Annotated in this window: 17 protein-coding genes; 4 read left to right on the top strand and 13 right to left on the bottom strand. The window is 60.5% G+C overall.

Annotated features, from left to right (window positions below):
* Window positions 1–5 precede the first annotated feature (5 nt).
* The 9 genes from BGO89_12915 to BGO89_12875 all read right to left on the bottom strand — a co-directional run bounded on the left by BGO89_12915 (window position 6) and on the right by BGO89_12875 (window position 12,323).
* Window positions 6–2,120, bottom strand: a complete 2,115-nt coding sequence (locus BGO89_12915; protein ID OJX56236.1) for a hypothetical protein — start codon at window positions 2,118–2,120, stop codon at window positions 6–8.
* A gap of 98 nt (window positions 2,121–2,218) precedes the next feature.
* On the bottom strand, window positions 2,219–4,579 hold the full coding sequence (locus tag BGO89_12910) for a polyribonucleotide nucleotidyltransferase (GenBank protein OJX56235.1): 2,361 nt from the start codon (window positions 4,577–4,579) through the stop codon (window positions 2,219–2,221).
* 211 nt (window positions 4,580–4,790) lie between these two features.
* On the bottom strand, window positions 4,791–5,057 hold the full coding sequence (locus BGO89_12905) for a 30S ribosomal protein S15 (protein OJX56234.1): 267 nt from the start codon (window positions 5,055–5,057) through the stop codon (window positions 4,791–4,793).
* Window positions 5,058–5,099: 42 nt separating this feature from the next.
* Window positions 5,100–6,038 (bottom strand): riboflavin biosynthesis protein RibF, encoded by a 939-nt coding sequence (locus BGO89_12900; GenBank protein ID OJX56233.1) that lies wholly within the window; start codon window positions 6,036–6,038, stop codon window positions 5,100–5,102.
* A complete protein-coding gene (locus BGO89_12895) occupies window positions 6,035–6,751 on the bottom strand; it encodes a tRNA pseudouridine(55) synthase TruB (protein OJX56380.1) in 717 nt (238 codons plus the stop codon). Before BGO89_12895 ends, BGO89_12900 begins: the two co-directional genes overlap by 4 nt.
* Window positions 6,752–6,758: 7 nt before the next feature.
* Window positions 6,759–7,151, bottom strand: a complete 393-nt coding sequence (locus tag BGO89_12890) for a ribosome-binding factor A (protein ID OJX56232.1) — start codon at window positions 7,149–7,151, stop codon at window positions 6,759–6,761.
* A 25-nt stretch (window positions 7,152–7,176) separates the two neighbouring features.
* Window positions 7,177–10,278, bottom strand: a complete 3,102-nt coding sequence (locus BGO89_12885) for a translation initiation factor IF-2 (GenBank protein ID OJX56231.1) — start codon at window positions 10,276–10,278, stop codon at window positions 7,177–7,179.
* 52 nt (window positions 10,279–10,330) lie between these two features.
* Entirely contained in the window at window positions 10,331–11,797 is a 1,467-nt protein-coding gene (locus BGO89_12880; protein OJX56230.1) for a transcription termination factor NusA, read from the bottom strand.
* A 31-nt stretch (window positions 11,798–11,828) separates the two neighbouring features.
* Window positions 11,829–12,323, bottom strand: coding sequence for a hypothetical protein (locus BGO89_12875; GenBank protein OJX56229.1), 495 nt, complete (start codon window positions 12,321–12,323; stop codon window positions 11,829–11,831).
* 200 nt (window positions 12,324–12,523) lie between these two features.
* Here BGO89_12875 and BGO89_12870 point away from each other — a divergent pair, with 200 nt between their 5' ends.
* A complete protein-coding gene (locus BGO89_12870) occupies window positions 12,524–13,693 on the top strand; it encodes an acyl-CoA dehydrogenase (GenBank protein OJX56228.1) in 1,170 nt (389 codons plus the stop codon).
* Between the two features lie 133 nt (window positions 13,694–13,826).
* Here BGO89_12870 and BGO89_12865 read toward each other — a convergent pair whose 3' ends face one another.
* Both BGO89_12865 and BGO89_12860 read right to left on the bottom strand, forming a co-directional pair.
* Complete coding sequence (locus BGO89_12865; protein OJX56227.1) at window positions 13,827–14,126, bottom strand: hypothetical protein; 300 nt, start codon at window positions 14,124–14,126, stop codon at window positions 13,827–13,829.
* Complete coding sequence (locus BGO89_12860; protein OJX56226.1) at window positions 14,123–14,665, bottom strand: hypothetical protein; 543 nt, start codon at window positions 14,663–14,665, stop codon at window positions 14,123–14,125. The genes BGO89_12865 and BGO89_12860 overlap by 4 nt, the downstream gene beginning before the upstream one ends.
* Window positions 14,666–14,844: 179 nt before the next feature.
* On the opposite strand from BGO89_12860, the gene BGO89_12855 reads away from it, so the two are divergent.
* From BGO89_12855 to BGO89_12845, 3 genes are all read left to right on the top strand, one after another.
* Complete coding sequence (locus tag BGO89_12855) at window positions 14,845–15,708, top strand: glycosyl transferase (protein ID OJX56225.1); 864 nt, start codon at window positions 14,845–14,847, stop codon at window positions 15,706–15,708.
* 15 nt (window positions 15,709–15,723) lie between these two features.
* Window positions 15,724–16,239: a hypothetical protein gene (locus BGO89_12850; protein ID OJX56224.1), complete on the top strand. Its 516-nt coding sequence runs from the start codon at window positions 15,724–15,726 to the stop codon at window positions 16,237–16,239.
* A gap of 116 nt (window positions 16,240–16,355) precedes the next feature.
* Window positions 16,356–18,239, top strand: a complete 1,884-nt coding sequence (locus tag BGO89_12845; GenBank protein ID OJX56379.1) for a hypothetical protein — start codon at window positions 16,356–16,358, stop codon at window positions 18,237–18,239.
* Window positions 18,240–18,344: 105 nt separating this feature from the next.
* Here the strand turns inward: BGO89_12845 and BGO89_12840 are convergent, their stop codons facing one another.
* Window positions 18,345–19,058 (bottom strand): hypothetical protein, encoded by a 714-nt coding sequence (locus BGO89_12840; GenBank protein ID OJX56223.1) that lies wholly within the window; start codon window positions 19,056–19,058, stop codon window positions 18,345–18,347.
* Entirely contained in the window at window positions 19,055–20,617 is a 1,563-nt protein-coding gene (locus tag BGO89_12835) for a hypothetical protein (protein OJX56222.1), read from the bottom strand. The genes BGO89_12840 and BGO89_12835 overlap by 4 nt, the downstream gene beginning before the upstream one ends.
* Between the last annotated feature and the right edge of the window lie 34 nt (window positions 20,618–20,651).

The raw sequence follows: 20,651 nt of genomic DNA, 5'->3' as shown, positions 1-20,651 counted from the left end.
ACGGTCTATCTGTTCTGGTATCGAGGTACGAATCCCATCTGCTGCCACATGAAGGCGAATTTGTCGGCCATGCCATCGAGCATGGTACTGACGTTGACGGCACCATGACCAGATTTCGTTTCCACGCGCATGAGCATCGGGCGTTGCCCGGCATAGACATGTTGCAGCATGGCAGCGAACTTGAACGAATGTGCCGGCACCACACGGTCGTCGTGATCGGCCGTCATCACCATCGTGGCGGGATAGTCGACGTTCGGGCGGAGATTGTGCAGCGGCGAATATGCCAGCAGGGCCTTGAACTCCTTCTCGTCGGCGACCGTACCGTAGTCCGACGCCCAGTTCCAGCCGATCGTGAAGAGGTGGTATCGGAGCATGTCGAGCACACCGACTTCGGGCACAGCCACACCGAACAGATCGGGCCGTTGCGTCATCAGCGCACCGACGAGCAGTCCCCCATTCGACCTGCCGTTGATGGCGAGCCGCGGCGTGGTGGTGATACGCTGATCGATCAGCCATTGCGCACAGGCGATCGCATCGTCGAAGACGTTCTGTTTCTTCAGCTTCGTACCGGCATCGTGCCAGGGCTCACCGTATTCGCCACCACCGCGCAGATTGGCGATGGCATAGACGCCACCCTGCTCCAGCCATGCGACGAGCAACGGATTGAAGGCGGGCGTCTGGGAGATGTTGAAGCCGCCGTATCCGTACAGGACCGTCGGAGCCGTACCGTCGGCGACGAAGTCCTTGCGGTGCAGCAGGAACATGGGCACACGCGTGCCGTCCTTGCTCGTGACGAAGACCTGTCGCGCCGTGAACTGTCCGGGATCGAATTGTGCCTCGGCCTTCTTCCACACCTTCGACGTTCCCGTACGCAGATCGTACTCGAACGTCGTCGTTGGATAGGTGTAGGACGTATACGAATAATAGATGGTCGTATCGTCATGCCTGCCGCCGAAACCACCTACCGTGCCCAGCCCGGGCAACGTCACGGTGCCGGTCCGCTTGCCGTTCAGGTCGTAGATCGTCACTTCATGATGGACGTCGATCATGCGAATGACGAAGAGCTTGCCACCGGCCATTCCTATGCCGACGATGGGATGCTCTCCCTGTTCGACGACGGTTTCCATCTTCAGTGCGTCGAGCGGTCCGGTGAACCGCACGATACGTCCGCGAGGCGCCCCTTGCGTCGTGGCACCGTAGACCACGTCGCGATGCACGCCCACGATGTCCAGCTGGTCGTCGGTCGAGGAAAAGAGCGTGTGCCAGGCTTCCTGCGGCCTGTCCACATGGCGCACGAAGATGCGGGATCCGCGTTCGCTGCCCTTGCTGGCCCAACGCAATAGCAGATTGCTCTCTTCCGGAACCCAGCAACCGTTGAACTGCAGGGGCTCGTTCGGGTCTTCGTAAACCAGCTTGTCATCTTCCTGCTTCGTACCGACGGTATGATAGTAGATCTTCTGGCCGCGGTTGACGCCGGACAGTTCCGACGTGCCGGCGACGGGAGCGTCGTAACGACTGTAGTAGAAGCCATCCTTCCACCACGAGACGCCACTGGCCTTGACCCACTTGATCACATCGCCCAGATATCTCTTCGTACGGAGGTCCATGACGTGGATCTCACGCCAGTCCGACCCCGCTTCCGTACGCATGTAAGAAAGATACCTGTTGTCCTCGCTCGCATCGTAGGAGTCGAGGCCGATCGTACCGTCCTTCGACCACGTGTTCGGATCGAGTAGCACGACGGGGTCGCCGCCCTTCTTCTGCATATAGAGGACGGAGTGGTTCTGCGTGCCCGTCTGCTTGCGGAAGAAGGTCAGGTCCTTGTGCCGGTTGGGCATCGAGAACTTCGTGTAATCGTACAACTGCGCCAGCCGTGCACGCAACGCATCGCGGAACGGTATGGTGGCGAGATAGGTTTCCGTGCGCTCCCGCTGCATGGCGACCCACTGCATGACCTTCGGATCGTGATCGTCCTCGAGCCAGCGATATGGATCGGCGATGGGGATACCATGAATGGTATCTACCCGTGCCTCGCGGGGAGATGCCGGTAACGGGTGCAACTGTGCCCTGGTAATCGTAGTCATGAAGAGAAGAACGAGAGGAAGAGAGGTGTATCGCATTACGTTCACGTACTTCAGTGGCTCGGCATTACGCCGCGAATAATACGAAAAAGGGGCTCCTTGGAGCCCCTTGCCGTTCATTATCATGTCCTGTTCCGTCAGTCGCGGGGACCACGATCTTCACGGTAACCACGGTCGTCGCGCGGGCCACGGTCATCGCGGGGACCACGATCGTCGCGCGGGCCACGGTCATCGCGGGGACCACGGTCATCGCGGCGCGGGCCACGATCACGATCGCCATAGCCACCACCACGACCTCCACGGTCGTCGCGGCGCGGGCCACGGTCACGATCGCCATAGCCGCCGGAACGTGGAGCGCGGCGTTCTTCCTGTTCGGGATCGTATCCTTCGGGCGGCGTCATGAGGGCCTTGCGGCTCAGACGGATCTTGCCGTCGGGCTGGACTTCGATGATCTTGACGTCGAGGACGTCGCCGACCTTGAGGATTTCGCCGACGGTGGCGACGCGACGGTAGTCGAGTTGCGAGATATGGAGAAGGCCTTGCTTCTTGGGAAGGATTTCGACGAAGGCGCCGAGGCCTTCACGTATTTCCTTGACGGTACCCGTATACACTTCGCCAAGGGCAACCGGACGCGTCAGCGCCTTGATGCGAGCGATGGCGATCTCGGCGCTCTCCGTGTTGACGGCTGCGATCGTCACGGTACCATCGTCTTCGATGTTCACTTCCGCACCGGATTCCTTGACGATACCACGGATGGTTTCGCCGCCAGGGCCGATGACGAGACCGATCATCTCGACGGGAACCATGATGGTCGTAAGCTTCGGAGCGAACGGCGAGATATCTGCATTCGCTTCCGTCATCGTCTTGCTCATCACGTCGAGAATGTGCAGACGCCCTTCACGTGCCTGGTACAGGGCCTTGCGCATGAGCTCGGTGGACAGACCTTCGATCTTGATGTCCATCTGGCATGCGGTGATGCCTTCCTTCGAGCCCGTGACCTTGAAGTCCATGTCGCCGAGGAAGTCCTCGTCACCGAGGATGTCGCTCAACACGGCAACGCGCTCACCTTCGTAGATGAGGCCCATGGCGATACCGGCGCATGCCTTCTTCACGGGAACACCGGCATGCATGAGAGCCAGGGAGCCGGCGCAGACCGTAGCCATCGACGACGAGCCGTTGGACTCGAGGATGTCGGAGACGACACGGATGGTATACGGGAAATCTTCCTCGCTGGGAAGGAAACCTTCGAGTGCGCGTTCCGCAAGATCACCGTGTCCTACTTCACGACGGCTCGTGAAGCCGAAGCGGCCCGTTTCGCCGGTGGAGAAGGGCGGGAAGTTGTAGTGCAGCATGTAGCGGCGCTCGTACGTCGGCATCAGGCCGTCGACGAGCTGCTGATCCGTCTTCGTGCCGAGCGTGATCGTCGTGAGCGACTGCGTTTCGCCACGCGTGAACAGGGCCGAACCGTGCGGACGCGGCAGGACGCCGACTTCGCAGGTGATGGGACGGATCTGCGTCGTGCTGCGGCCATCGAGGCGGCGGCCTTCCGAAAGGATCATCTCGCGCATCTCTTGCGCTTCGACCTTCTTCAGCAGGCCATCGACCACCTTTTCGACCTTCATCGTCGCATAGGCTTCGTTATCGGCTACGATCGGAGCGACGGCGTCGAGAGCGAGCTGACGTACTTCCTTACGGAGCGCACCGCGTTCTTCCTTCGATGAATCGACGCGGATGGCGTTGCGGATCTTGTCCGTAACGGCATTCTTGACCGCACTCGTGAAGTCTTCCGGGAGTTCGGCCTTGACGGCTTCGCGCTTCGTAGAGGCACCGACCATGGCCGCAAGTTCGAGCTGCATGGCGATGAGTTCCTTGATCCACGTATGGGCGAACTCCATGCCGGCAACGAAGTCGTCTTCCGAGATTTCCTTCGACGAACCTTCGACCATGACGATCGACGTAGCGGATCCCGCCACGACGATTTCCATGTCCGATTCCTTGAGTTCGGTGTGCGTAGGATTGATGACGAACTCACCATTCACACGGCCTACGCGCACGCCTGCGATCGGACCATTGAAGGGAATGTCAGACAAGGTGAGTGCGGCCGAAGCACCGAATATGGCCAGCACGTCGGAGTCGTTCTCCAGATCGTAGGAGTAGACCGTGGCGATCACCTGCGTGTCGCAGCGCCAGTCCTTGGGGAAGAGCGGGCGCAGCGGACGGTCGATCAGACGGCAGGAAAGGACTTCCTTGTCCGTCGGCTTGCCTTCACGACGGAAGAAGCCGCCGGGGATCTTGCCTGCCGAGGCCTGCTTCTCGCGGTATTCGCAGGTAAGGGGCAGGAAGTCGATATCGGGCTTGGGTTCGGGTGCCGAACATGCCGTCACGAGAACCATCGTGTCGGCGTAACGCACCATCACGGCTGCGTCGGCGAGTTTGGCGAAGCGTCCCGTTTCCAGGGAGAGCTCCTTGCCATTGATAACTTTCTTTACGACATGCATCGCATGTTCCTTGGGATAAAATTGAATGATGCCTGCATCATGCACCAAGGACGTCCGGTACGAAGTGTCGTGTACGGCATTGTCACCCTGAGGCAGACGGCGTCGTGCGACGTCTCGCTCAGAGTGACACAACACTCGGCATGATGCGTGGATACGATCCGAACGTCCCGAAACGAACGACGGCGCACGCGGCGCCGTCGTTACGCTTGGATTACTTCCGCAGATTCAGGGCTGCGACGACGTCGCGATACCGCTGGATATCCGTCTTGGCGAGATAGGCCAGCAGATTCTTGCGCTTGCTGACCATCATGATCAGGCCACGGCGGCCGTGGTGATCCTTCTTGTGCATGTCGAAGTGCGACGACAGCGTGTTGATCTTCTCGGTGAGGAGAGCGATCTGGACTTCCGGCTTGCCGGTGTTGCTCGCACTGCCACCGTGCTGCTGCACGATCTCTGCGATACGTTCCTTGGAGATCATAGGTACTCCTGTGGTTTGGATTATGGATTACGGGTTAGGTTTTCAACCATTGGATAGAAGTTCGTACGCCGTCGACCTGTCCTCCCGAATCTGCGAGAGGAACATGTCGAGGCTCGGAAATTTCTGTTCCGCGCGGATGAAGTGGCGGAAGGCCACCGTCAGCGTGCGGTCGTACAACATCGTGTCGAGATCGAGGTAATGGACTTCGAGCGTGGTCCGCGAACCGTCGGTGAACGTCGGGCGCCGCCCGATGTTCGCCATGCCGTATACGGTACGGCCATCGATCTCGCTGCTCACGAGATAGACACCGTTTCCGGGCAGCAGCTTGTACGGATCCGGCGTTTCGATGTTCGCCGTCGGAATCCCGAGCTTGGCACCACGTCCGTCACCACGCACGACCGTACCGGTCACCGTATACGGGCGCCCGAGCATTTCGGCCGCGGACGTCACGTCACCGGCCTGCAGTGCCTGGCGGACCTTGGTGCTGCTCACTACCTGTCCATTGCAATAGAGCGGTTCCACGCGTTCGAGGACGAAGCCGAGTTCGTCGCCCAGACGTTGCAGCAGCTCTTCATTGCCACCACGATCCTTGCCGAACATGTGATCGTGACCTATGAAGAAATGCCGTACGCCGATACGTCCTGCGATGTGATCGCGAATGAAGACATCGGGAGGTGTGGAAGCGAACTCGCGCGTGAATGGAATCACGACCGTCATGTCCACGCCGAGGTCCGCGAGCAGGGCACAGCGTTCGTCGATGGACGTCAGCAGCCGGACCGGTTCGCGATCGGGTTTTGCAAGAACGATCTGCGGATGCGGATCGAACGTCACCACCACCGTACGTTCATGTTCGGCCGATGCCGTGGCCTTCATCCTGTCGATGATGCCGCGATGCCCGCAATGAACGCCGTCGAACGTGCCGACGGTGAGAGCCGTGGCGGCGTCGAACGGGATGGCCTCGTCGAATCGTGTAATGATCATGCCGTAGTCAGCGTCCGCAATGCTTCCTGAATTTCACCGATCGTCAGTGCTTCCCGTACGTCGAAGGCTCCGATATGGGTCCGGCGCAACGACCATACGTATCCGCCGCAACCAAGTGCCGTGCCAAGATCGCGTGCGATGGAACGGATGTAGGTTCCTTTCGAGCAGCGAACGTGAGCATGGACGTAGGGCCATTCCACGACGATATCGCCGATGCCGTGTACCGTCACCTGCCGCACCTTCGGAACGAATTCCCGTCCTTCACGCGCCAGATCGTACTGACGTCGCCCGCCGTGACGCACGGCAGCATAGTCGGGAGGTGTCTGTTCGATATCGCCCACGAAGGCCTGCAGTGCCGTACGTACAGTATCCGCATCGAGAGGAAGGGACGCCGCGTCGACCTCGGCAGCACCGCGATCGTCGGTCGCCGTCGTGGCACCGAGCTTGATCGTCACATCGTATGCCTTGTCGGCATCCTGGAAAAGAACGATGTCCTTGGTCGCGCGACCGAAGCAGAGAATGAGGAGACCCGTCGCAAGTGGATCGAGCGTACCGGCGTGACCGACCTTCTTCACCTTCGTCATCCCGCGCAACTTGGCCACGCAGTCGAAGGACGTCCACTCCTCTTCCTTGTCGACGAGCGCTACCGCTCCCGTCGAACGGGCCGATTCCAGCCATGAGGACAGTGCATCGAGAGTGGAGCGCTGAAGCATGGCATGCTCAGGCATCGTCCTCCCCTGTCGCCCCGCCTTCTCCTTGCTCGGCTTCGTCCGCAGGGCGGACGCTATCGAGCAGGGCGTTGATCCGTTGCGCACGGTCGAGGCTGTCGTCGACGTAGAACCGCAGCTGCGGAGCATACCTCAACTGGATCGAGCGGGCAACCTGCGCGCGGAGACGGCCGGCTTCCTCTTCCTCGATATGGGCGAGGACGTCCGTCGGAGTGACTCTCCCGCCGAACACGCTGATGTAGATGCGTGCGGTCTGGAGATCGGGTGACACCCGAACTTCCGTCACGGTGATGAAGCCTGCCGACAGTTCCTCGGCGATACGTTTGAGCGGCGCGGCGAGAGCTTTCATGATCTCGCCGGCAATCCGTTCGGTGCGAATGGACACGTGTTTCCTCCCGACGCCCGAGGCGTCAGGCCAGTTTTCGTTTAATTTCTACCGTCTTGTACGCTTCGATCACGTCACCTTCCTCGATGTCGTTGAAGCCGTTGACACCGATACCGCATTCGTAACCGGTATCGACTTCACGGACGTCGTCCTTGACACGTTTGAGCGATGCGAGCGTACCCTTGAAGATCTCGAATCCGTCGCGCAGGACGCGAATCCTGTCGTTCCGTGTGATCTTGCCCGACGTGACGTAACATCCGGCGATGGTTCCGAGCTTGCTGATCTTGAACGTGGCGCGTACCTCGACGGTACCCGTCGTCTCTTCCTTGATGTCCGGCGTGAGCATACCCTCGAGGGCGAGCTGGACTTCGTTGATACAGTCGTAGATGATCGAATAGAGACGAACATCCACGGACTCCGCTTCCGCGAGCTTGCGCGCTGCGGGCGGTACGTTCACCTGGAAGCCGACGATGACGGCATCGGAAGCCGATGCGAGCATGATGTCGCTTTCCGTGATGGCACCGACCGACTTGAAGAGGATACGCACCTTGACTTCGTTCGTGGAGAGCTTCTGCAGCGAGTCGCTGAGGGCTTCCACCGAACCGCTCACATCGGCGCGGACGATGAGGCGCAGTTCCTTCACGCCACCGGCGGAGATCTGTGCCGAGATATCGTCGAGCGTCATGTGACGCATGCCCTTGAGCTGCTGTTCGCGGCGGAGCTGCTGGCGGCGCGTTGCCACTTCGCGTGCTTCGGCGTCCGTTTCCATCTCCACCAGGATATCCCCGGCGAAGGGCAGACCATCGAAGCCCGTGACCTGGACCGGGAAGGCCGGGCCTGCGGACTCGACCTTGTTGCCACGCTCGTCGGTAAGTGCGCGGACGCGACCGGCGAACTGACCGCAGACGAAGATGTCGCCCACGTTCAGCGTACCCTTCTGGACGATGACCGTCACGACGTTACCGCGTCCCTTGTCGACGTGCGCCTCGATGACCGTACCACGGGCCGCACGGTCCGGATTGGCCTTGAGTTCGAGGATGTCGGCTTCGAGAAGGATCTTTTCCAGGAGCTGATCGACGTTGAGACCGCTCTTCGCCGAAAGCTGGACCGCCTGATACTTGCCGCCCCATTCCTCGACGAGCACACCGTGATCGGCGAGCTGCTGTTTGATACGGTCAGGGTTGGCGTCCGGACGGTCGATCTTGTTGATGGCGACGACGATCGGCACGTTCGCGGCCTGGGCGTGCGAGATTGCTTCGATCGTCTGAGGCATCACCGAGTCATCGGCTGCGACCACGAGGACGACGATGTCCGTGACCTGGGCACCGCGGGCACGCATGGCCGTGAAGGCCTCGTGACCCGGCGTGTCGAGGAAGGTGATACTGCGCTGATTCGGCAATTCCACCCGATAGGCACCGATGTGCTGCGTGATGCCGCCTGCTTCGCCTGCAACGACGTTGGCATTGCGGATGTAGTCGAGCAGCGACGTCTTACCGTGGTCGACGTGTCCCATGATCGTGACGATCGGGGGACGCGGACGCAGGGTTTCGGGATCGTCTTCATCCTCCTCGACTTCCTGCATCGACTTGTCGTCCAGGAATTCGACCTGGAATCCGTAGTCGTCTGCGATGAGGGTGATCGTATCCTTGTCGAGCCGCTGGTTGATGGACACCATGAGGCCGAGGCTCATGCACTTCAGGATGATGTCCGATGCGGACACGCGCATGAGGTTGGCCAGATCCGCGGTCGTCACGAATTCGGACAACCGGAGGATCGTCGACTCGCGTGCGAGTTCCTCCTGGCGGATGGCCTCCTTCTCCTCGCGTTCCATACGACGGCGCTGCCGGGCGTTACGGCGGCTCGACGTGGAGCCTGCCGCGACTTCGATACCGGCCAGCGTCTGCCGGATCGCCCTCTCGACATCGCTGTCGGAGAACTGTTCACGGGTCGACTTGGCGCCTGTCTTGCGTTTCTTCTTGTCGTCCTTCTTCGGTACGCCGCCACCCGGCTTCTTGGGCGGACCGAAGCGCGGTCCGGTCGATCCGGTATTGTTCGATGCGCCTACGGCGGAACGTCCGGCCTTGCCGATAGCATCGCCGATCGTGGCCTTGCCGCTGTTACCACCGCCCCGTTCGCGCTCACCCTGGTTCTTGTCGCGTTCACCACGCTTCGGGCGGGGTTCGGGCTTGGGTGCGAGATCGATCTTTCCGAGCACCGTCAGGCCCTTGAGCTGTACGCCCTGACCCGGCTGGTACTCGACTTCGATGACGCGCTTGCGTTTCTTCTTCTGGCGAGCATCGTCGCCCTCGGCCGCTGCCGCGGCTTCCGGCGCCTGACCCGATGGAGCTGCTGCTGCGGGAGCGGCAGGAGCATCCGCAGGCTTGGCCGGTGCAGGAGGCTCCGGCGCCGTTACCGGCGCTTGTGCCACGGGAGCCGGCGTCTCGACGACGGGCTCGACCTTGGCGACGGATTCCGTAGCGGCTTCCACGACGGGGGCAGCGGGCTGCTCCACCGCGCGTTCCGCCGGTGCGGGGGCCGACGGCTGTTCCCTGACAGGCTTGGGCTGCGGTCCCTTGCGATATCCGCCGAGATCGATCACAGTACCGACGGCCGGACCGGACGGTACGTTCTCGGATGCTGCGTCGGATTCGCCGGCCTTCTCTTCCGCCACGACTGCGCCACCCTGTTCGACGTCGGCCTTGACATCGACGGGAGGTGCGACCGGAGCAGCGGGAGCGGCTTCGGCAACGGGTGCGTGTTCGACGGCGGGAGCGGGCGGTTCTACCGGAGCGGCGGCCTCGGGGGCCACGACTTCGGCGGGAGCGGCATACGGTTCACCTTGCGGCACCAGTTCGCCCTGAGGTTCGATGGAAACGGCACTTCCCTGGTCCATCATGTTCTTGCGAACCTGACGTTGCCGCTCGACCTTCTCGCGTTGCTTTTCGGCGTGCTTGATTTCCTTGGAAAACTTTTCCTCGACGAGATCGACCATCTCGTCCGTCAATACGGCCGTAGCCTTGTTCTCGATGGAGAAGCCCTTCGAGACAAGGTAGTCTACGATCGCATCACGGCCGATGTTGATCGAACTCGCGACCTTGAAAAGTTTCGTTCCTGATGAAGAAGCCATACGTCCTTTAGTAGCCTATTCGCTCTGCACTTCGTGCATTCAATACACTTGATCACTCTTCCGATTCCCCGGCATCGCCGACGACTTCCTCATCGGCGGTACCTTCCTCGGATCCTTCTTCGTCTTCGGCATATACCTGCGGCGTATCCTCGGCATACGCTTCGGCGAGATCGTCGTGCACGTCGCCTTCGTCGGTCGACGTACCATCGGCAGCCACTTCGTCGAGGGCGCGCAGATAGCGTTGGTCCTCGCGCTCTTCGAATTCTTCGAGAATGATGCTGCGGATCTCGACGATCTTGTCCTTCGTCATGAAGGTCAACAGCATCGCCGGGTCGGCCTCGAGGAATTCACGGGCCGTATCGATACCGTTGTTGATGAGACCATCGTACAGTTCACGGCCGAGCTCGTCGCGGAACTCGATGAGTTCGATATCCTCGGCGCCTTCCTTGACGAGAGCCAGGGAATAGCCAGTGAGCTTCGAGGCGAGGCGGACGTTCTGTCCGTTCTTGCCGATAGCCAGGGACACCTGGTCGTCGGGCACGATGACCGTCGCCTGCCGTGTTTCGGTGGACAACTGGATGTCGCGCACCTTGGCGGGCGAAAGCGCGCGGGCGATGAACAGCCGCGGATCGTCCGTGTATTCGATGATATCGATGTTTTCGTTGTTCAGCTCGCGCACGATGGCATGGATACGGATACCCTTCATGCCCACGCATGCGCCTACGGGGTCCACGCGTTCGTCGAACGACGTCACGCCGACCTTGGCGCGCTCACCGGGTTCACGCGCGATGGCACGGATCTCGATGATGCCGTCGTAGATCTCCGGAATTTCCTGCTCGAACAGACGTGCCAGGAAGGAATCGTCGGAACGGGAGAGAATCACGTCGGGAAGACCCGTGGCACCGCCGGAGCGGCGCACTTCCTTGAGGATGGCCTTGACCTGCTGGTTCTTCTTGAGACGCTCGTTCGGAATCTGCTCTTCGCGGGGCAGGCGCATCTCGATCTTGTTGTGCATCACCAGGATGTTGTTGGGACGCACCTGATAGATCTCGCCGATGATCACTTCGCCCACGCGCTTGGCGTACTCGTCGTAGATGTTGTCCTTCTCCACATCGCGGATACGCTGGTTCAGCGTCTGGATCGCCTGGGCGATCAAGCGGCGTCCGAACGAATCGGCGATGTTCTCCAGCGTGATTTCCTCGAGGTACTCGTCGCCCACTTCGATGACTTCACCGGAGAGTTCCAGGACTTGCTGTACCGTGATCTCGGTTTCGGGATCTTCGATCTCCTCGACGACCGTCTTCATGAGGTAGATTTCGATGTCGCCCTTTTCCATGTTCACGATGATGTCGAAGTTGGCGTTCAAGCCGTACTTCTTCTTCACCATGAGGGACAACGTCTCCTCGACGATACCTTGCAACAGGTCACGATCGATGCTCTTCTCGCGGGCCATCTCGTTGAAGGCCTCGATGATGAGCTTCTTGTTGTCGATTTTCTGCTTGACTTTTCGACGTGCCATTGTTCGTAGCCGGTCGCTTGTTTCTGGTTCGTTACTTCAAGTTGAGCACGATACGCGCTTCGGCGATGTCCGAAGCAGGAACCGTGACGTCTTCCGTTCGCCGTTCTTTACCCTTGCCGGTAGTCTGGGAAAGTGTGAGATCGCTCTCTCCCACGGTCGTCAGCGGGCCCTCCAGCACCGTACCGTCGGTCTTCGCCACCCGGACCTTCCGGCCCGCATGCTTGGCGAGCTGCCAGAGGAACTTCACCGGAGTGTCGGCGCCCGGCGAAGACACGTCGACCGCCCTGAGGCGGCCGTACCATTCATCCTGTTCCAGACGTTCATCCATCCCCGTACTGATCGCACGGCATTCATCGTGCGTCACACCGTTCGGCCCGTCGATATCGAGTTCCAGCTTGAGCTGGCGGGCCTGTCCGCGGATTCGCGCATCTACCAGCGTCACCCCTGCCGTACGGCAAAGCTCGTCGATGATGACTCGAACATGGTCGGGAAGCCCCGACGTCTCCACGGATTCGGTATGCAGCATAGGTACCAACAAAAAATGGGCAACCCGCCCATCCTCTATACGAGCAACAAATATAAGAAGAAATCCACAGGCAACTTCCCCGGGGTCTGAAGGGCATTTCGTAACTTCGCCGTTCCCTGGGGGACCCCTCCGGCCTCCCTCCCGCACCTGGCCCTTCCAGGCAGCGTATCATCCGCAAATACAACGACCTAGGTACTCCGATGGGCTTCCGTCATCCCGACTATTTCAACCTCGACGAACTGCTGACCGATGAAGAGAAACTCGTCCGCCAGACGGTGAGCGACTTCGTCGACGACGAAGTACTGCCGATCATCGAAGAACATGCCCGCGCGGGAACGTTCCCCATGCACCTCGTCCGCAAGATCGGTGAACTGGGCCTGTTCGGCATCACCCTCCCGCAGGAATACGGCTGTGCCGGACTGAACAATATCTGCTACGGCCTGGCCATGCAGGAACTCGAACGCGGCGATTCGGGCATCCGCTCCTTCGCCTCGGTGCAGAGTTCACTCGTCATGTATCCCATCTACAGCTACGGCTCGGAGGAACAGAAGCGGAAATGGCTACCCCTCCTGGCCAAGGGCGAGGCCATCGGCTGCTTCGGCCTGACGGAACCCGACTACGGATCGAATCCGTCGGGCATGGTCACGAACGCACGGAAGATCGACGGATGTTACCTCCTGAACGGCGCCAAGATGTGGATCACGAACGGTACGCTGGCCGATGTCGCCGTCGTATGGGCCAAGCTCGACGGTGTCGTACGTGGCTTCCTCGTCGAAAAGGGCATGAAGGGCTTCACCGCACCGGAGATGAAGGGCAAGCACTCGCTCCGCGCTTCCGTGACGTCGGAACTCGTCTTCCAGGACGTCGAGCTGCCCGAAAGCAGCATCCTTCCGGGTGTCGAGGGTCTGCGGGGCCCCCTCTCCTGCCTCACGCAAGCGCGCTACGGCATTTCCTGGGGCGTCGTCGGCGCGGCTATGGCCTGCTACGACAGCTCCCTGAACTATGCCAAGAGCCGCGTCCAGTTCGACAGGCCGATCGCTGGCTTCCAGCTCACGCAGGACAAGCTGGTCTACATGCTCAACGAGATCACGAAGGCCCAGCTCCTCTGCTGGCGCCTCGGCCACATCAAGGACAACGGCACACTGCGTCCGCAACAGGTATCGCTGGCCAAGCGCAACAACTGCGAAATGGCCCTGACCATCGCCCGCATGAGCCGCGAAATCCACGGCGCCAATGGCATCCTCGACGAATATCCGGTGATGCGCCACGCCGCCAACCTGGAAAGCGTGAAGACCTACGAAGGCACGCATGAAATGCACACGCTGATCCTCGGTCAGGACATCACGGGCCTCGCAGCCTTCGCAGGATAACCTGCCCGAAGGTTCGGAATACATCGACTCCGGTCATTTAGCCCCCACATGGTTCCGCACCGTGTGGGGTTTTCGTTTTGCGGCCACGGGATTACCGCACATGTCACGCCGTCGAGGCCATCGCATAGGTTGTCTACGGCATGACGAACGACGCGCGATCCGGCTCCATGACGATCCAGCCGAAAACGTATCGGGATCCCGCAGCATATCCGATCCGTTCGAACGGCTCCCGGGTGAAGCCCTGGTCGAGATGACAGGAGTCCCGGCTCGAGAACGGCGACACATGCATCGAGTGTTTCGAACTGATCCAGGACATCATCCGCAAGTACGAGAACGTGCCGTTCGCATCCGTCCCCGCTGCCGTGACATGCCGGAACGATGATGCAGAAGCGGGGTGTGTGCCGTTCGGCTCACGATACCGTGCCTCGATCACTCCATCGCCTCCATGATTCCGGCGATCTTCAACGTCGTGTTCAGGTTCCTGATCGTGATATCCCGATAGAAGTCGTATTGGGTCAGCGTTCCGACCTCGCTTCTCGTGATCTTGTCCAGCAGGATGGACCAGAGCAGTGCGCCCGGACAGTAGGCGATATCCTCGACGTCCTTCCTGAACGGTATCCGCGCAAGGACATTCCTGTCGTCGATCGTATGCCGCAGGAACAGGACGTAGTATCTCCTGTCCGTACGCGTATGCCAGTCCGCCGGAATCGCTTTCACGATCTTCCGGACCTCGGCACGGCTGCGAACGACGACGGACAGCGTCAGACCGAACTCATCGGCCAGGGCCCGTTCGATCATCGCCTCGAGTTTCCGGCCGTCTTTCTCCTTCGTCTCGAAGAAGGCATTCCCGCTGTTGATGTAGGTCGACACGTTCGAGAATCCGAGTCCGGTCAGGACGGTTCTCAACCGCGCCATTTCCACCTTGTTGTTTCCGCCGACATTGATGCCACGGAGGAGTGCGACGTAGGGCATGATCCGGAGAGTACGTGCTGCGATTCTTCTCGAGGCAAGATACGGTACCAGGGCAATGGAACCCGTCGGAACACCGCAACGCCAAGCCACTCCACCCTGGCATGACGGCCCGAGGGGACGACCACGGGATTGACCGCCATTCGTGTAATTTGTGTTTTATCCGAACGACACGAACGCCCATGACCTACGGCTTCACCTTCATACGGAACGCCATCCACTTCGATTATCCTGTCGTCGAGGCCATCCGCTCCATCCTTCCCCTGTGCGATGGTGTATGGGTCGCCGTCGGCCAGTCCGACGACGGAACGCTCGACCTCATCCGCTCCATCGATCCGCGGAAGGTGCATATCGTGGAAACGACGTGGGACGACTCGCTCCGTGAGGGCGGCAGAGTACTCGCCGTGGAGACCGACAAGGCCTTCGATGCCCTGCCCGCGGATGCCGACTGGTGCTTCTACATCCAGGGCGACGAAGTTCTGCACGAAGACGGATACGATGCCCTGCGATCGGCCATGGCGAGGTGGAAGGACGACCTCACCGTCGAAGGCCTGCTCCTGAACTACAAGCACTTCTGGGGATCGTACGACTACGTAGGCGATACGCGCAACTGGTATCGCCGGGAAGTACGGGTCGTACGGCGCGATCCCGCCATCCGCTCCTGGGCCGACGCCCAGGGATTCCGTTACGACGGACGCAAGCTCAACGTCAAACCGGTCGACGCCACGATGTTCCACTACGGCTGGGTGAAACCTCCGGGGGCCCAGCAGCGGAAACGCATCGAGTTCGAACGCCTGTGGCACGACGACGCGACGGCCGCACGGAAGATCGATGCCTCCATCGAAACGTTCGACTATACCGACATCGCTTCGCTCGAACGCTTCACAGGATCGCATCCATGCGTGATGCAGGAACGCATCGCCCGCATCAACTGGCCCTTCGCGCCACCTCCGCAGCGGCTTCCCTTCAAGGAACGACTCTCCAGAGCCATCGAACGACTCACCGGCCATCGCATCGGCGAATACCGCAACTACGAACTGATCTAGATCACCATCGAGAGCATCTCCATGAAGCCCCTCGCCCATGAATACGCAGGCTACTACGATCAATACATCGACAGGGTGGGCGACGACGCCAACATCCTGACGGTACTGGCGGACCAGATCGGTACGCTCGAAGCCTTCACCTCGACCATCGACGACGACAAGGCACGGTATCGCTACGCCGATGGCAAGTGGAGCATCAAGGAGCTGTTCGGCCACCTGATGGATTCCGAACGCATCTTCGGCTACCGGGCACTGTGCATCGCCCGCGGTGAGACGCAACCCCTCCCCGGCTTCGACGAGGAAACCTACGTAGCCAACGCCATCTTCGACGAACGCAAGCTGGGCGACATCATCGCTGAAATGACGATTCTGCGGAAAGCCAACCTCCTCCTCTTCGCCTCCCTCGCTGAACAGGACGTCGTACGCCAGGGCATCGCCAACGGCAAGCCGGTGACACCGCGCGCGCTCATGTGGATCCTCGCCGGCCATACCGAACACCACCTCGGCGTCCTGAAGGAACGGTATCTCTAGCCCCCCGCGGGCATACCGGCTCGAAACGGGTCCAGCAAGGTTTGTCCGTAGTTTTGCCATCCGACCGGGGCATGGTCACGTTCTTCGTGCAATTCCGAACCATCACCACGCATCACATGACTCAGGATTCAGGTACGCGGTCACGACTCGCGGCATTAACGGTTGGCGCTATCGGCGTTGTCTACGGTGATATCGGAACGAGCCCGCTCTATTCCATCAAGGAATGCTTCTCCGAACACTATCATCTCAAGGCCGGTCCACCCGAAGTCCTCGGCATTCTCTCGCTGATCTTCTGGGCGCTGACGCTCATCATCTGCGTCAAGTACCTCGCCGTCGTCATGAGGTTCGACAACAAGGGCGAAGGCGGCATCCTCGCACTCATGGAACTCGTGAGCCAGCGCAGCGGCACGGTCGGAAAGATGACGCTGCTGTTCGCCATGGGTATCTTCGGTGCGACGCTGCTCTACGGCGACGGCATCATCACGCCGGCCATCTCGGTACTCTCGGCCGTGGAAGGATTGACGGTCGCCGCCCCTGCGCTCGGCTATTCCGTCCTGCCCATCACCATCGTCATCCTCCTGGGCCTGTTCGCCATACAACGACACGGTACCGGTGGCGTGGCGCGTATCTTCGGCCCGTTCATGGTCTTCTGGTTCGCCCTCCTCGGCACCCTGGGCCTCATCTCCGTCATCCAGACGCCTGAAGTGATCGCTGCCGTCAATCCGATGCACGCGGTCAACTTCTTCCTCCATCACGATCTCAAGGCCTTCCTCGTCCTCGGCTCCGTCTTCCTCGTCGTCACCGGCGGCGAGACGGTCTATGCCGACATGGGGCACTTCGGCAAGGCGCCGATCCGACGTGGATGGTTCACCCTCGTCTTTCCAGCGCTGCTACTGAACTATTTCGGACAAGGCGCCCTGCTCCTCCGCGAAGGCCATATCGCCTCCACGGTCAGCAATCCGTTCTACCATATGGTACCGTCGTGGGGCGTCCTGCCGCTCGTGCTGCTCGCGACGATCGCCACGATCATCGCCTCGCAGGCCGTGATCTCGGGTGCCTTCTCCCTCACGTGGCAAGCCCTCCAGCTCGGATATTTCCCGCGGTTGAAGGTGCTGCATACGTCGAGCGAGGAACGGGGACAGATCTACATCCCCTTCATCAACTGGGCGCTCTTCATCGCCACGACGATGCTCGTGCTCGAGTTCAGGACGTCGGGCAATCTTGCCGCAGCGTACGGCATCGCCGTCACCACGACGATGGTCATCACGAGCTATCTGGCATGGTATGCCATGCGACGCATCTTCAACTGGGGCGTACTGCCGACCCTGGCCATCATCGCCGTCTTCATGATGATCGACGGTTCGTTCTTCATCGCCAACGTGGTGAAGATCAAGGACGGTGGATGGTTCCCCCTCGCGATGGCCGCAGTGCTGTTCCTGATCATGTTGACCTGGCACCGCGGCCGCGACCTGCTGCGTCAGGCCATCGAACGACGGAATATCTCCCTCGGCGAAATCGTCTCGCAGCAGATCGACGGTTATTCCATCGTCCCCGGAACGGCCCTGTACATGAGCGGTTATGCAGGCACGGCACCACCGGCACTCGTCTCGAACGTGAAATACAACAAATGTCGGCACGAGACCATCATCCTGCTGACCGTCCAGATCGAAAGCGTCGCCCACGTTCCGCACGAACAACGATTCGTCGTCAATCCCATGCCGCGGGACTTCTATCAGGTCGTCCTGCACTACGGCTTCATGGACCAGTTGAACCTGATGAACGACCTCATGTATCTGCCCGAATTCGACATTCCCGTCGACATCACCGACGCGACCTTCGTGCTCGGTCATGAATCGTTGACCGTAAAGGATGGAACGGGTATGGCGCGCTGGCGCAAGGACCTCTTCGTCTTCATGCATCGCAACTCGCGTACTCCGTCGCGATACTTCGGCATTCCCGTGAAGAGGGCTCTCGAAGTAGGATCCCATATCGAGATCTGATCGACCTCCGGTTCGAAACGACGAGCGGCGACCGTGTGGTCGCCGCCATTCATCATCGATCATGATTCGCATCGACGCACGGCATGCCATGCGTCGACGGGTTCATCACAGCCTGAACAGATATCCGAAGCCGATGCGAACACCGCGTCCTGCGAGCCACGCATAGCCGTCGGCGTCCTTCGACGTATCCAGCGTACTGCGCGTGACGTACTGCACGTCGATGTTCAACCTGCCCTCACCGACGGGAAAGACGACACCCGCACCCATCACGACACCCGCACCGAACGAAGATTCGAGCGGTGTTCCGACCGTGCGCGGACCTCGCCATCCCTGGACCATGGAATAATCATCGTCGATCGACGCGGACATCACGCGATCGAGCATACCACCGAACATCACGTGCACTCCGCCGCCCGACGAATCGAAGGGCAACACGCGCACGCGAAGTCCCGCCTGCAACTCCACCGAACCGAGCGTCAGCGTCGACGTTACCGTACGACTCTCCGCACCGGGATCGACGACCTGGATGCCGCCATCCTTCGACAGCGTTACCTGGCCTTCCGGAAGAACACGCGTAGCGTCGACCTGCTCCAGGCGATAACCCGCACCCACCAGGAACTGTATTCCGTTCGACGGCTCGTACGCTCCCTGCATGCCCAGAAGAAGTCTGACGGGGGCACTGCTGGTATGAACGTCTTCGGGCACCGATACCGCTGCCGTGTATCCGATCACAGGACCCATAAACCATTTCTGCGCGGCCGCCGGAACGGCGATCGCGCAGAACGTAAGCATCATGACCGGCAACAAGCGCAGTGTCACAGAGTATCCTCGGGAACTTCGACCGTGATGGCCTGCTTCGTGCCGTCCTTGTCCTTGACGACGAACAGCACTCCATCGCCGGACTTCTTGTCGGAAAGGATCTTCTTGAGTTGCGACGGCGAGTTCACCGGACGTCCATCGGCCTTGAGGATGACGGTACCCGGACGAAGTCCGCGGCGCGCTACGGCTCCCCGGCCATCGACCTTACCCACCATTACGCCTTCACCGGTCTCGAATTCCTTCTTCGTGGCGGCGGTCAGCGGCTCGGCCGTGAAGCCGAGACCCTTGAACTGCACGGGAGAATCGGACTGCGTCGTCGTCTCTCCGGCCGTCGCTTCCGTCGACGCCACGGCGACGTCGTCACCGTCCATCGCCTTCAGTGTCACCGTCTTCGTGATTTCCTTCCTGTCGCGCCAGATCTTGAGCGTGACCTTGTCGCCTGCGCGGTGCAGGACGATCTGGTTCTGGAGATCGTTCGACGTCTTCACTGGCGAACCATCCACTTCCATCACCACGTCGCCCACTTCCAGTCCTGCCGCTTCGGCAGCACCGCCCTTGACGACCTTGTTGACGAGAACGCCCGATACCTTGCTGAGACCGACGGTCTTGGCCGACGTGGCGTCGACGCTCGTGATCTCGATACCGATATAGCCGCGCTGGATCTTGCCGTCATCCATGAGGTCGAGGGCGACGCTCTTCACCATGTCGATGGGAATGGCAAAGCCGTATCCCTGGTTGTATCCCGTGCGGGAGGCGATGGCCGTGTTGATGCCGACGAGAGAGCCGTTCAGGTTGAACAGACCGCCACCCGAATTACCCGGATTGATGGCCGCATCCGTCTGGATGAAGTTCTCGACGGCGAAGCGGTTGCGTTCCTGCGACATCTCGCTCGAGCCCACGATGCCGATACCGCGGCCGATGGCCGAGACGATACCCGACGTCACCGTCGACTTCAGTCCGAGCGGATTACCTACGGCCACAACCCACTCACCCACGCGAATGTCCGAACGCGAAGCGAAGTGCGCGGGCTGGAAGGAGCCGTCGATCTTCAGTACGGCGAGGTCCGTCAGCGGATCACGTCCGATCAGCCGGGCCTTGTATTCCTTCTGGTCGTTCAACGTCACCTTGATGCCGCCCTCCCTGGCGTTCTCCACGACGTGGTTGTTCGTCACCACGTAGCCGTCGGCCGTGATGATCACACCCGAGCCTGCCGATTCTCCGCCTTCGGGTTCCCGCATGTCGGGCTCGGAACCGTCATCGGGACCGAAGAACCGGAAGAACTCGCGGGGAATGGCCCCACTGCTTTTCCTGGCTTCCGTCTTGACATTGATGGAGACGACGGACTGCGTGACGGCATCGGAAACGGAAACGAACTGGTTGTTCAGTGCCTTGACGAGTTCGGGCTGGTTGACCGGTGCGGACTTCGCTCCGAGGTCGGTCACTCCGGCCGCGAACAGCCGTTCGATGGCGTTGCCGCCGATGCCCGTCATGAGGACGACGCCGAAGACGATGCCCACTCCGATCAGGGCTACCGCCGACAGCATAGGGCGCTTGTTCATTGAAGCTACTCCTTCAGATAAAGAGGCTTGTTGG

Origin of the sequence: Candidatus Kapaibacterium thiocyanatum (assembly GCA_001899175.1) — a bacterium.
Classification (GTDB): Bacteria; Bacteroidota; Ignavibacteria; order Kapaibacteriales; family Kapaibacteriaceae; genus Kapaibacterium; species Kapaibacterium thiocyanatum.
This window is presented reverse-complemented; position numbering and strand designations above follow the sequence as displayed.